This window comes from Neobacillus vireti (genome assembly GCF_001026695.1).
Lineage (GTDB): Bacteria > Bacillota > Bacilli > Bacillales > Cytobacillaceae > Neobacillus > Neobacillus vireti.
The window spans coordinates 26,955-39,518 of record NZ_LDNB01000005.1; the positions used below are offsets into that span (position 1 = coordinate 26,955).

The window sequence follows — 12,564 nt, forward strand, 5'->3', positions numbered from 1 at the left end:
TATATGAAATAAAGGAGTTTTCACAATGTCAGAAACAAACAAATATATGATGGTCGGCGAGCGTTTATGTCTCGATTTTGTAAATACGATCAGCTGGCGCGATAGTGATGATAAAAGGCGGGATTGGTTTACGAGTTACGATAAACTAATAGACTGGAGCCTCCATGCCGGAATTCTAGAGGAGAAGCAGGCTCAGCTCCTCCTGAAAAAATCTTTACACGATCCACAAGAAGCTGAACAGACCCTTGCCCAAGCTATTCAACTGCGGGAAGCGATTTACCGGATATTTCGTTCTTTCACAAAAGAGGAACTAATCAATCCAGAGGACCTGACAAACCTTAATAAAGTGATACATCATTATTATCAACGGATGCATCTTGTACAGCTGGGAAACGTTTTTTCAATGCAAATTGACATTCCAGAAGGGGCATTTGATACAATGCTTCCTCCGATTGTCCAGTCTGCAGTTGAGATTTTGACTTCAGAAAAGGACCTGAAACGCGTAAACCAATGTGAAGGCGATTCTTGTGGTTGGCTTTTCTTCGATACGAGCCGTAATCGGAGCCGTCGTTGGTGTTCGATGGCCGACTGCGGGAACCGTGCTAAATCCCGACGGTTTTATCAGAACAAGAAATAGTCTGAGAAGCTGCAATTCTTGAGGTATAAGAAGAAACGGGCCTAGATGTAAAAATTGATGGAAAATAAAAAGAGATTCTAATCCCTCTTTACCCCACTTCTTTAAAAAATCTGGGGGGCTATTTTCACATTTTGTTCAATTTTCTTTTAGTTGTCGGCATCTAATCGGCCAATGGAACCAAAAAACTCTAGTGAAAATGTTGTACTGATACGTACTTATTTTTGAAAATCGCTGCATGAACCCCTTCGCACTCGAATAAATGGAAACGCTCAGGTTCAAATATTACTAGGCTATAGCGATTATTTTTTGAACCTGGGTTTTGCACGACTTGTAAGAAACACTAGGTATAAAGACCAAAGGAAAATAGTAGGATTTACTTTCATCATCCATCTCATACAATACATAGAGGGAGGTTGAGAAGTATGTTCAAAAGAGTGATCATCCTTGGGGTGCTCTCCTTAGTGTTAATAGCATTAGTTTTATTTAGAAACCATACAATTGCTCCTGTTAACAATCCAGGTACGAATAGCAATGATTCCTCTGAATACATTACAGTAGAATATAAAATTAACAAAATCGAAGGCAAACAGTACTATGGAAAAAGTGAGGACGGGACAGGGATCATTTTTTCAACTCAAAGTATCGAATCAGATGGTGATATTCAAGTCGATGATGTGGTCATATGCTATTTTGAAAAAGGTAATTTTGGAAAAGGATTAGTAAAAGTCAAAAAGAAAAAATAAGTTAAGCAGGGGTAAATAAAAAAGGATAGATGAGCAGCATAAAATATGCCTTATCTATCCTTTTTCACCCTACAAATGACCCTATCCAAAACAATAGAACAGGGTTAACATAAAGTTGTTTTATTTTTTACTGCCGCGAGACCAGATTACGACTGGTATCAGTAATAAGGATAAAATTCCTCCAACCAATGATAATGTTGCATAACTTGAACCAGCCACTATCATTCCAGATAAGGCTCCCCCAGTTGCTCCTGATAATGCAATTAAAACATCGACGGTACCTTGGGTTTTAGCTCGTGTTGAAGTTACAGTTGAATCAATAATTAGTGCAGTCCCACTTATCAAGCCAAAATTCCAGCCTAGTCCAAGGAATGAAAGAGCAATTACTAGAAGAATCATAGAATCACCTGGTGCAATCGCTGATATTAAACCTGCAAGTAGCAAAATAATACCAGAAGCAATGGCCATTGTAATTCGCCCCAACTTATCAACAAGGATACCTGTTACCAGTGAAGGAAGATACATTGCACATACATGAAAGCCAATTACAAGACCTACAGCACCCAAGCCATGTCCATGATGCTTCATATGGACTGGTGTCATTGTCATGATTGCGACCATAACGATTTGCGTAAGAACCATTATTGTCGCACCAACGATAATACCTCTTTTATTCTCCACTTGATCAATAGATGCCAAATGGACTTTAGCTTTATGTTCTTGGTTGGAGGCCTCTATCGTTCTTGCAATCACTAATGGGTCTGGACGGAGCATTAAGAAAAGTACAAGACCTGCCAAGATATATGCTGCTGCTGATAAAATGAAAGGTCCAGCAAGTGATGGAACACCGATAGAAAGAGCAACATTCCCCATTGTATTTACTAAATTTGGACCAGCAACTGCACCAAATGTTGTAAACACCATTGTGAGACTAATAGCAGTCGCTCTCTGTTTACTATTTGCTAAGTCCGTACCAGCATAACGGGCTTGTAAATTTGTTGCTGTCCCTGCTCCATAAACAAGCAGCGAAGGAAATAACAGAAAAACATTATTTAATATGGCTGCAATTATGACTCCTATTGCTCCAAGTCCACCAATCATAAAACCAACTGTCAGACCTGTACGTCGTCCAAACGTTGCGAAAGTCTCCCGACAAATAAAGCAGCTCCCGCTGACCCTAAAGTAAATAAAGCGGAAGGAAGACCAGAATATGCGTCCGTACCCAGCATTTGCTGTGCAAGCAGTGCCCCCACAGTAATTCCGGCTGCTAACCCTGCACCACCAAAAATTTGTGAAATACTTACAATCATTAATGTACGTTTGTATAACGTTTTTTGTATTTCTTGGGAATCTATATAACTCTGGTTCAATGCATTAGATTTACTAGACATTGGTTAGGCCCTCAATTCATTATTCTGTTATTTCTCCCAAACATGGACACCTTCCGCTAAACGAAAAGCATCCGTTCTTTAAGTTCTGAAAGCGCAACCCCATCCAACTATTCAAGGGTTTTATTGAATAGTTGGATTATAATCGTAATTATCATATTTTTCAATCTATTTTTCTTTCAATAACCAGCTAACAAACCCGATAACAAACGGATGGTTGTTCCTGAATTTCCACCCCACCGCACTGTCATGAGTCAAAATGGTGGTAGGAACAATTCATTATGATATGGTAATTTTTTCAAACAAAAAACAAGGAATTAGTATGATAAAATTCAACTATTAAAAACAATTTAGGGAGAAAAATTGTGATTTTTGAAATTTTATTTTTTGTAATTTTTATGATTGCATCATTTCATTTTTATAGAAAGTACATATTAATTGGACATGGATGGAACTCTCTTATTGGAGCAAATTCATTTATTGCAGGTTTTGGAATTATAAAAGACAATATTCCCGATGAAAAGAAATGGTTTTTTCATATCGTAACAGTAATAATAGGTCTATCGATTTTAGCTTTAGTTGAAATTTTAAGGAGAAAACATAAGAATAAAGTCATTCGTTAAGTTTTTTCCACCATTTCTGAAACAACAATCTTACTAAAAGTGCATAATCAATATGCCAATGGTGATGGACGTGAAGCAGAAGTATATAAGGAACGTGATATAAACTGAAGGTAGCTTATCTGATTTCAAACACTATATAAATGAAAGGTAAATTATATGCCTATAATCAAACACGATATTTTTATCAATACACCTATCAATGTTTGTTTTGACCTTGCGAGAAACGTAGATGTACACACAGAAACAATAAGTAAAACAAAGGAAAGAGCGATTGATGGAGTTACAGTTGGACTGATGGAAAATGGCGATAAGTTACATGGGAAGCCATCCATCTTGGAGTAAAATAAAAATTAACTGCTAAGATAATAGAAATGGAAAAACCATATAAATTTACAGATGTTATGGTAAAGGGAGCATTCCACTCATTTACACATACACACGAATTTATAGAAAGTGACACAGGGACTATTATGAAAGATACTTTTTATTATAAATCTCCTTTTGGTATTTTTGGAGTAATTGCAGATAGATTATTTTTAGAAAAATATATGAGAAATTTCATCGTAAATCGTGCAAAAGAGTTAAAAAGGATAGATGAAAAAAAGTAATGGAACCACTTCATTATATATTTGAGAAAAACCAACATTTAAATTTTTCAGAGCCAAAAAATAGCTGAAAATTAGCTATTTTCCAATTAAGTTATAACGCCAATTATTGCACCGCATAAAGCTTCCTGGTGGATATTCAAATTCGCATTCAGAGATAAACTGAAAGTCAAGCTTACGACAAATTGCATTAGAAGCAGGATTATCTATCGATGGGAATGCGTGAATATATTTATATTTGTTCTCACTAGATGCTTCTTCTATTGCTAACATTACTGCTTTTGTAGCTATTCCTTTCCCTTGATGAGTGGAAAGAACGCTCCATCCAGTTTCATATACACTTTCATTATTCCAAGTAGTTTGCCAATAACCCACAGAACCTACTGGATCTAATTCTGGCAACATGATAATGCTGAACATCCGTGCCCTATTACCAAGCTCAAGATATCGTTTATGCCGTTTCAAAATCTGCTCTTTACTCTCTGGACCTCCAAGATGCTGCATCATTTCTGGAGCATTTATACGAAAAAGTAAATCAAGGTCATTATCCTCCCAAGGTTTTATCTGAATGATATGGTTACTTGCTTCCAAATTTTCTTCATCCCCTCACTACTTATTATTTACTCTTTCTTTATGAAAGCCAAAAAATCCTCTATTAATTAACCTAAGCTAGGATAATTAACGATGTTAATTTACTATAAGGAAATACCGACCTTGTAAAATAATAAAGGGCTCCGTTTTGAGGTGCATATCATATACTTGGCAATAAAATTGGCTTGTAAACTGACATCAGTTTTGACAAGCCATTTTCGCGTTATTTATGGACCAATTAACATTCAAATTGTCTTCAACTAAAGGGAAGTTAGTTTAATAAGAATACCATTTTATAAATTTGACTCTTCCTTGTGGTTTTCAATAAATTCGTCTTTCGTTAATCCGAATAAAATAAAATCCATATACTTCCCATTTATATAAACAGCCTGTCGACGCACACCTTCTTGGATACACCCAAGTTTTTTCAACATCTTAGCTGAAGCATCATTTCCTTCAAGAACATAGGCATCGAATTTATTAAGCCTTCGTTCAAGGAATGCATACTTTAATAGAATCTTCATCGCTCTGGTACCATAACCCATACCACGGTTTTCCTTATCAATTGCAATTCCAATACTAAACGTTCCATTTCTCTCATCGATCCTGCTTAAATTAATTTCACCTATGCTTTTACCTGCAAAATCTTCAATAATAAACATTATTCTTCCTTTTGATGAAGAAAAATCAGCATTTTCCTCTGCAAATTTTTTAGAACCTGTAATAGTAGGTGGTAGCTCAGTAGAACATAATAAAAGACGGCGTACAGAAGTATCAAACTGTCCAATATATTCTCTTTCCCAATCTTCTGGATGCATCGCACGTATTCTAACTTTATCGTCTTGCCAAAAATAGTTGCTATAATCAATTTTTAATATTTTATCTTCCAACCATGTCTCCCCCTAATTATTGGATAATAAATTAATTTTAACAAAATACAGAACAATAGATAGGTTAAAAATTAAAAATTAGAATAAGAAAGAGGGACGATTACACCTTAACCTCGAAACAAATCGAATATGCCCTTTCTTTAATCGACAGAATTAAAAATGAATTCGAATTGGCAATTAATCCGTCGACCTTATCCATTAAAGATTTAAATAGATTGATTGCTTTTAATCGGTATAAAAATAAAGGAACACTTGTAAACCTAGTTAAAAAAAGGTGTATGAAGGAAAAGGTGACTACACCCATTGGAATTTCAAAAATTAAAAGCCTAATTTCTCAGTGTTAACAGTGAGAAATTAGGCTTTAGGTACTTCGATAATATTGCAGGGAAGAGCTTACTTAAGACTTTCACGAAGGAAGATTTAGTTGCCACGATACTCCAAACCGATCATTAACCCAACCAAACCTCTGACTAAAACCATAATCACCAATTGGCATTAATGCTTGTCCACCCTCGATAAGTTTCTGATATAGGCTGTTAATTTCTTCTTCTGAATCACAAGTAATAAAAATTGAGAATGAAGGAGTAAAGGAAAACTGATGCTTCACATTACTGTCAATGCACATAAATTCTTGCCCTTTTAAGGAAAAAGTAGCCTGCATGACAGTTCCTTCGTCTCCAGATTCATTCGCTCCATAGCGAACAATACTGGTAATTTCTGAATCGTCAATGATTGAAGCGTAATGATTCATCGCTTCTTCTGCTTTACCATCTTGAAACATTAAGAATGGTGTAATTTTTTTCATTAAAAATCAACTCCTTTAGTTTCTTCATTGTAGCATTCAATATAAGGTTATACGAATTGCTGTTTCCTTTCACACGGTACACAGAAATCGGTTCCTGCTCCCCTGATCGTTAATGCAGCAACACGCCGGGGGGCAGGTATCAGAATTGAGGTTGTTGGGTTGGGAAATACAAATTCGTTGGTTATTTGTTAAAATAACAAAAATTAAGGGAGGAATTATACCAAGTTAGTTGAAATTGTAATAACGGAGTAAGTTTTGTTTTTTTATAGAATATGGAGGGATTTGATTGCAAACATTTTTTCAATACAACTGGATGGTCAGGGAAGATTGGTATCGATGGTGCGAAGAATTAAGTGAAGAAGAACTACTACGCAATCGAACTGGCGGAGTAGGCAGCATATTGCATACATTATTCCATATTATTGATGTGGAGTGGAGCTGGATACGCCTTTTAGAAGGTAAACCAGACTTTCAGGAGAGTTTTGATGAATACAATAGCTTGAATAAGGTACGAAAATTGGACGCTGAATTTCGTAAGGAAGTGGAGGAATTTGTAAACAACTGGGATGTAAGCATGGAAAATAATTTATTTTATGATACTATGCCAGATGGAAGCAAGGTAACAGATACATGGGGAGAGGTTATCCGTCATGTCATTGCCCACGAAATTCACCATATAGGACAATTATCCATTTGGTCAAGGGAAATAGGGAAAAAGCCTGTTTCTGCGAACCTTATTGGTCGTGGTCTTGCCTCGCATCTTAATAATTAATCACTACAATAGAAAAAAATTTAAGTCGTGTTTCTTGTTGTACTAATAGGAGAAGTTCACTGGAAGAACGATTGAAAATAAATACGATAGTAATTAGCCGAATTCAATCGTTATGAATTCGGCTATATTTTTTTTATACAAAAACACAACAATTGTGGTGCTATAAGTTCCCAGGTGTTACTTCGGACGGATACTAAGACAGCATGAAGCATTCAGCATATTGTTATTCATTTGCTGAATTGCGCTAGCCAAAGAAATAATATAGCAAGGATTTCATTATTCAAAGTTTTCTTTTCTATACTCCGCCTCCTCTTCTTCCCTTAGTAATCTTGTTGCCTTCCCTACTGTTCCTCCTTGAAGATTCCAAATTTTATTATGGTCTGAAACAGCCTTACTAAAGTCACCTACTTTCCATCTTTCTAAAATGCTTATGTATAGGTCACGATGATTCAAATCCAGATGATTACGATCAAGAACATCTAGTAATCTATCAATTCTTTCTTGAGTTGGTTCTAAATGAGTCCATTTCTGCTCGGCGTATACTTTAGAATGACTCATAGAATGAATCGCCTTTTGAATCTCAGCTTCAGTCATTCCTAAAGGGAATTCTTTCTCCACTTGGGATTCAATTTTTTCGTCATCCTCCATAACATCAGCAACAGTAGTCACGGATTCCTTACCATCCTTTTTTTCATTTTTTTCGATGGGCTCTTTCACTTCCATTTCTTTAGCTCCCATGAAACTAGTTGAAACATAATATCCAATCCCCAAGATAAGAATGGCAAATACAATCCCGAGTGCAAGCTTATTTTTCCCCATAATAACCTTCGATGTAAGTTTGACCTGAAAGCCAAACCAAGTCTTGCCTTAATTTAGGAGTATCCACCATGACGTAAACTTGATATTTGGGATTGTTTTTGTTTCGCATGCTGTGGTGAAAATCATGGCCAAGTTTCACTAAATCAATAAATAATTGCTTTTTGTAAATGTTTTTCAGCTTCTTTTCCATGTTACTTAACACTCCTTTTCGTCTATCTCAGCAAGTGATCAATGACCAATGCAATCTTATGATCAAAGGGTTCAATCTCGTCCGCAAGGTGTGCTACACGTTTTTCATAATAGGCATCTCTTTCCCTCAGATCATTCCCTCTTTTTAACTCCTCCCCAATGATTTTTAATTGCTTAATTAATTCAGCCATTTGATCTTCATTCGGTCTTAATTGGTTGATTGGTTCTTGAAATTGCCCCCTACTTGCAGCATCTTTCAACTGGTCTTTAAAGATGTTTTTATTCGTTTCATAAATCTCTTTCCGATGACCATTCGCTCCAGATGGATGTGGAAAATGATAAAGGATCGTTTTATTCATGATTTTCCCCTCGTCCACTAAATACTTCAATACATCTGAGACTACTTTACCTGTAGGGATGATCACAGCATCTTTTAGATCATTTAGTTCAGGAACTAATAATTCATCGATCATTTTTAAGAAAAGTTTTTGACTAAAAAGCTTTGGACTGCTGCCACTATAATTTTCACCATCAATAAACACTGGATATCTTAGAACCGATGAGGTATGTAGTAAAGAATGCTTCTCATTAAAAAGCTGTTCACAGCTTTCAATATTTAAAAACTTGTGTAATTCTATCCCATCCAGCATATCAATGAGGTTTTTTCTCATCGTGGTACCGCCAAAACTAGCATTTTTTTTGGCGTTACAAATCATTTGTTCATATTCTTCTTCTTGAATATGGTGACGGACGTAATTAAAGGCAAGCTCCATCTGTGTCCATCCAGGAGTAATCCCTAGAATAATGACTTTCGCATCTTTGTTTATAAATTCAAAAGGAGCCCAGTAAACTTCTACTTTTCCATCCTTTGCATACAGAAACTCTTCTGTTAGTAAATCCTCCTTTTCGTATCCCCCTTTTAATGGTAGCTCCCTTAGGCTGGTCTCATAATTTTTAAAATACATTTCCATTCCTCCTCTATAATGTTTAGCGGTAACAAATGATGTCAACTTTACTTAAATCAACAAAAAAATAACAGCTGTTAACATAAAGATAACTCATGTTAATATTGTTGTCAATAATTTTTGCTGTATGTTATTATGGACTTAACAAATGTTAAGAAAGGGTTTTCTGAGATGCCCAATTCGATTAATGAACGAATTAAAAATAGAAGAAAAGAATTGCATATGTCCCAGGCTGACCTGGCAAATCAAGTAGGACTGAAACCGCCAGCAATTAGCCAATATGAATCTGGAGCACGGAGACCTTCCTATGAAGCTTTAAGGAAATTATCCTTTGCATTGAAGGTATCCACTGAATATTTAGTTTCTGGTATTAACACAGAACAAACGCAATCTCCCCTTGAACATGATGACCGGGTGATGCTTCGGATTGTGAATTCACTTTCGCAACAGAATAAGGAAAAATTAGTGGAGTATGCTACTTTTTTAGCGACTGGTAGAAAAGTAAAAATCGATGCTCTATTTGAAACTCCCTCAGAATATGCGAAATACTATCTTGAAGAAAAAATAGAGCATAGTTTACCAATCGATATCTATCGTCTTGCAAAAGATTTAGGAATAAGGATATTTGAAGATGATTTAGATGAGGGTGAGGGAATTCTCATTCAAATAGACCACCCCATCATCCTATTGGATCGTAAAATTCCATATGAAACGAGAAGAAAATTTACGTTAGCATTGTTAATTGGACATTACATTCTTCCATGGCACTTAAAATCAAGCTATATTTCAAGAAAATACGATAAAAATACCAAACACAATGAAGAGATCAAACAAGGAAAACATGAAGAAACATTATTCGGTCACTCTACCCTTTTAACCGAAGAAGTAGAAGAAATGGAAGCGAACCAATTTGCTTTTAACCTTCTTATGCCTGCAAAAGATTTAAAATCCGATATTATTGATAAAAATGATACGATGGAAAAATTAAAAGAACTTGCTGATAAAAAATATAATGTATCTTTGTTCGTGCTTTTGAACAGATTAGTCGATTTTGCAGATGAAATATACTCGGTGGTTCAAAGTCAAGATTCTAAAATTATTAAAAGTTTTCCAGGAAAGCGTAGCCTAATTTCATTTGGTGAGATTGATAGTAGAAGTAAAGCTGCGAGCTTTTTTAATAACCCAAGTGTGAAGGAAGAGATTAGAAAAGGTGAGGTGCCAGCTTCTTGCTGGTTCAACGATGCCGTTGAAAATGAAATGGTTTTTGAACAGTCCATCTTTAATCCGAAGATGGGAAGGGTTTTGACACTATTAACTTTTAAAAAGTAAACGTAGAGTGCGATGGTAAGGCTTACCACTCATTCCCGAACAAAAAGATAGCCAAAAAAGTAATGCACATCGCATTTTTTGCGAGGTGCATTACTTCTATTTATTGTTATTTAACAACAATTTCACCAAGATTATTTAATTGGAATAGCGAAGCTAAAAACTTTTCGCAGATTGGCAAATGTGTACAATTCGGAAAGCCACTTGAGCATGGGCAGGCTTTCAGTATTCCTAATCCCTTTTTAAAGATATGGATAAGTCTTTCCTCGACTGCTTCCATAATCCCGGCCCCTCCACCGCCTGTTTCGTAGCTCACGATGGTTGGAGTATCACATGACCGAGCTTTTATTGAGCGGGTGGCTGATGAAGTGTATGTGCTTGAGGACCAAAAATTAAAGCTTAGAATCTGAAATTCAGGAAGCAGGATTATCCTGCTTCTAAGGTTTCTATTTTAAATTATTTGTTCAAGTATAGAGCGCGTTTGTGATCGATCAAAAGCCTAATTCCTCGCTAAAAATACGATTAGGCTTTTTATGTTTTTGCCATACCCAAATGACCGTAAGTTGACGATGTTGCCTGTCCAGAACTAGACGGTAATATAGTCCATATGAAAGAGCGTGTTTTGAAAAAATAGATTGATCAAAACAAGCTCTTTTTATTTATAATTGAACCAGATTATTTTTAATTGATGTTCACTATCTCTGCCTTTTTGCGGTGCCTATTATTGATGATTTGATCCAAATACTGCGTAAATTCTGATTCACCAGAGTACGACAAACAAAGATATTCTTTTGCCCTGGTCATCCCGATATAAAATAAGGAAACTTCTCTCTCCTTATCGTTTTCAAGCGCAAATGGCATAGAGTCAATATTTACGATAAATACTGCCTGAAAATCTAGGCCTTTACTGCTATCTATCGTACTAATTTTAATTTTGCCATCATCCTTTTTAAAGGATCGCTTCGATACATCATTTTCAGTAATCCAATAAAACGGTAAGCCCGACTCCTTTAACATCCGTTGAATAATATCCACAAACGGATATTTATGATTCTTTTTCACCCGATACAAAATGACCATTTCATCAAAAGGAATCTTCCGCTCTTCATGCAGTTTTTTCATTTGCCTGGCAACTAATCTCATTTCATCAAAGAAATTGGCAGCCTTTATGATCCCTGGCTCCGGCCCTTTTCGTTTTGTACTTTGCGGAGCAATGATTTCTCCTTCATTTGGTAAGGATATCTTAGCCATAAGAACAGCCCCCATGGACAGGGATGGTCTCACATCTCTAAATCATGGTAAATTTCTTTCATAACAAGAAATATAATTTTAGAATATGGCTATGCGACAGTCGAACTAATAATTTCGTATAGAAGAAGGATGGATTGTTAAAAAAATAAGTTGGTGAAGCAGATATGAGAATAAATTTATCAGAGGTACAAATGACGGAAGTCAAACGAATCGTTGAAAAGGAATTTTTGATAAAAGCGATCGTACCAACAGATGACTATCTATTTATCAACTGTTTTGCAAAAAAGCAGAAAGAAATTGTCTATTATCATTTGTTTTTAGAAATTGATACGCTGATTATCCGCTGCTATGCACGTGTGTTTGACAGTTTAGGCCTAACCATAATGATCAAAAACACAGCAAAGAAGCTATTTGACTATTTGGTCAACCAGACAGGTTTAAAATACACAAAGTATATTGAAAACGGGGTCGTTTGGAATTTTTAAAAGCTGGGCAATATGGGGAGTTCAAGGATTAAAAATGAGGAGGAGCTTTTTTAGTTTATTCAAACTTATAGGAGGATTCGTAGCTTAAGGAACAGGTTTGGGATTAAGTGTTGCAGCATATGGATTAGGCTGATATGGAAACAGACATATGGGGCGCCCAATACAAAATTTATTAAATAATCTTGGTAAGGGAAAAACAAGCCTGACGCCGAATATTGCTGGATTAACTGAGTTTTCTAAAGAATTTTTCCCCAACAAAAATCCAAATAGGAAAAATGCCCTTGCTTTAGAGGGCATTTTTTATAAGTCGATATATCCATTTCTCGGTTTATGGTTTCCGGGTTAATACAATCCCTTCAATTTAAATAAAGCTAATTGGTCTATGACAAGTTGTGTTAGTTAAGCCATATTTTGATAAAGTAGACTTCCCTGTTGATTTTCAGTCTCTGCGCAAATCCATCTAAGCTTGGCTGGG

Annotated in this window: 14 protein-coding genes and 2 pseudogenes; 7 read left to right on the plus strand and 9 right to left on the minus strand. The window is 35.8% G+C overall.

The features are described from left to right. Window positions 1-25: 25 nt before the first annotated feature. Both AA980_RS05975 and AA980_RS25670 read left to right on the plus strand, forming a co-directional pair. Window positions 26-637: a CGNR zinc finger domain-containing protein gene (locus AA980_RS05975; RefSeq protein ID WP_024027706.1), complete on the plus strand. Its 612-nt coding sequence runs from the start codon at window positions 26-28 to the stop codon at window positions 635-637. 422 nt (window positions 638-1,059) lie between these two features. Beyond that, window positions 1,060-1,380, plus strand: coding sequence for a hypothetical protein (locus AA980_RS25670; protein ID WP_024027707.1), 321 nt, complete (start codon window positions 1,060-1,062; stop codon window positions 1,378-1,380). Between the two features lie 120 nt (window positions 1,381-1,500). Here the strand turns inward: AA980_RS25670 and AA980_RS05985 are convergent. Then, a pseudogene (locus tag AA980_RS05985) lies at window positions 1,501-2,771 on the minus strand (MFS transporter). Between the two features lie 362 nt (window positions 2,772-3,133). Here AA980_RS05985 and AA980_RS05990 point away from each other — a divergent pair. After that, window positions 3,134-3,391, plus strand: coding sequence for a hypothetical protein (locus AA980_RS05990; protein ID WP_024027708.1), 258 nt, complete (start codon window positions 3,134-3,136; stop codon window positions 3,389-3,391). 156 nt (window positions 3,392-3,547) lie between these two features. Continuing rightward, window positions 3,548-3,999: pseudogene (locus AA980_RS05995) on the plus strand (SRPBCC family protein). A 75-nt stretch (window positions 4,000-4,074) separates the two neighbouring features. Here AA980_RS05995 and AA980_RS06000 read toward each other — a convergent pair. The 3 genes from AA980_RS06000 to AA980_RS06010 all read right to left on the minus strand — a co-directional run bounded on the left by AA980_RS06000 (window position 4,075) and on the right by AA980_RS06010 (window position 6,282). Next, window positions 4,075-4,587, minus strand: coding sequence for a GNAT family N-acetyltransferase (locus AA980_RS06000; RefSeq protein WP_024027709.1), 513 nt, complete (start codon window positions 4,585-4,587; stop codon window positions 4,075-4,077). A 293-nt stretch (window positions 4,588-4,880) separates the two neighbouring features. Then, complete coding sequence (locus AA980_RS06005) at window positions 4,881-5,477, minus strand: GNAT family N-acetyltransferase (protein ID WP_024027710.1); 597 nt, start codon at window positions 5,475-5,477, stop codon at window positions 4,881-4,883. A 406-nt stretch (window positions 5,478-5,883) separates the two neighbouring features. Continuing rightward, complete coding sequence (locus AA980_RS06010) at window positions 5,884-6,282, minus strand: VOC family protein (protein ID WP_024027711.1); 399 nt, start codon at window positions 6,280-6,282, stop codon at window positions 5,884-5,886. Window positions 6,283-6,568: 286 nt separating this feature from the next. Here AA980_RS06010 and AA980_RS06015 point away from each other — a divergent pair, with 286 nt between their 5' ends. Beyond that, window positions 6,569-7,054, plus strand: coding sequence for a DinB family protein (locus AA980_RS06015; RefSeq protein ID WP_024027712.1), 486 nt, complete (start codon window positions 6,569-6,571; stop codon window positions 7,052-7,054). Window positions 7,055-7,330: 276 nt separating this feature from the next. Here AA980_RS06015 and AA980_RS06020 read toward each other — a convergent pair whose 3' ends face one another. From AA980_RS06020 to AA980_RS06030, 3 genes are read right to left on the minus strand one after another with little or no spacing between them, the layout of a single operon-like run. Beyond that, entirely contained in the window at window positions 7,331-7,873 is a 543-nt protein-coding gene (locus AA980_RS06020) for a DUF6241 domain-containing protein (RefSeq protein ID WP_024027713.1), read from the minus strand. Further along, window positions 7,860-8,063 (minus strand): hypothetical protein, encoded by a 204-nt coding sequence (locus AA980_RS06025; protein WP_024027714.1) that lies wholly within the window; start codon window positions 8,061-8,063, stop codon window positions 7,860-7,862. Before AA980_RS06025 ends, AA980_RS06020 begins: the two co-directional genes overlap by 14 nt. A 22-nt stretch (window positions 8,064-8,085) precedes the next feature. After that, window positions 8,086-9,027, minus strand: coding sequence for a hypothetical protein (locus tag AA980_RS06030; protein WP_024027715.1), 942 nt, complete (start codon window positions 9,025-9,027; stop codon window positions 8,086-8,088). 135 nt (window positions 9,028-9,162) lie between these two features. On the opposite strand from AA980_RS06030, the gene AA980_RS25675 reads away from it, so the two are divergent. After that, window positions 9,163-10,356 carry a helix-turn-helix domain-containing protein gene (locus tag AA980_RS25675; protein ID WP_082195649.1) on the plus strand — a complete coding sequence of 398 codons (1,194 nt, stop codon included), beginning with the start codon at window positions 9,163-9,165 and terminating at the stop codon, window positions 10,354-10,356. 106 nt (window positions 10,357-10,462) lie between these two features. Here AA980_RS25675 and AA980_RS28215 read toward each other — a convergent pair whose 3' ends face one another. Next, window positions 10,463-10,783: a DUF1998 domain-containing protein gene (locus tag AA980_RS28215; RefSeq protein ID WP_152681098.1), complete on the minus strand. Its 321-nt coding sequence runs from the start codon at window positions 10,781-10,783 to the stop codon at window positions 10,463-10,465. Window positions 10,784-11,034: 251 nt separating this feature from the next. After that, window positions 11,035-11,604, minus strand: a complete 570-nt coding sequence (locus tag AA980_RS06040; protein WP_024027718.1) for a 3'-5' exonuclease — start codon at window positions 11,602-11,604, stop codon at window positions 11,035-11,037. Window positions 11,605-11,768: 164 nt separating this feature from the next. Between AA980_RS06040 and AA980_RS06045 the strand changes: the two genes are divergently transcribed. Further along, window positions 11,769-12,089, plus strand: coding sequence for a hypothetical protein (locus AA980_RS06045; RefSeq protein ID WP_024027719.1), 321 nt, complete (start codon window positions 11,769-11,771; stop codon window positions 12,087-12,089). The last annotated feature ends 475 nt before the right edge of the window (window positions 12,090-12,564 follow it).

Coding starts and splice junctions, on each gene's coding strand:
- AA980_RS05975 (WP_024027706.1), top strand. CDS start 26: ATGTCAGAAACAAACAAATATATGATGGTCGGCGAGCGTTTATGTCTC.
- AA980_RS25670 (WP_024027707.1), top strand. CDS start 1,060: ATGTTCAAAAGAGTGATCATCCTTGGGGTGCTCTCCTTAGTGTTAATA.
- AA980_RS06010 (WP_024027711.1), bottom strand. CDS start 6,282: ATGAAAAAAATTACACCATTCTTAATGTTTCAAGATGGTAAAGCAGAA.
- AA980_RS06020 (WP_024027713.1), bottom strand. CDS start 7,873: ATGGGGAAAAATAAGCTTGCACTCGGGATTGTATTTGCCATTCTTATC.
- AA980_RS06025 (WP_024027714.1), bottom strand. CDS start 8,063: ATGGAAAAGAAGCTGAAAAACATTTACAAAAAGCAATTATTTATTGAT.
- AA980_RS06030 (WP_024027715.1), bottom strand. CDS start 9,027: ATGTATTTTAAAAATTATGAGACCAGCCTAAGGGAGCTACCATTAAAA.
- AA980_RS25675 (WP_082195649.1), top strand. CDS start 9,163: ATGGACTTAACAAATGTTAAGAAAGGGTTTTCTGAGATGCCCAATTCG.
- AA980_RS06040 (WP_024027718.1), bottom strand. CDS start 11,604: ATGGCTAAGATATCCTTACCAAATGAAGGAGAAATCATTGCTCCGCAA.
- AA980_RS06045 (WP_024027719.1), top strand. CDS start 11,769: ATGAGAATAAATTTATCAGAGGTACAAATGACGGAAGTCAAACGAATC.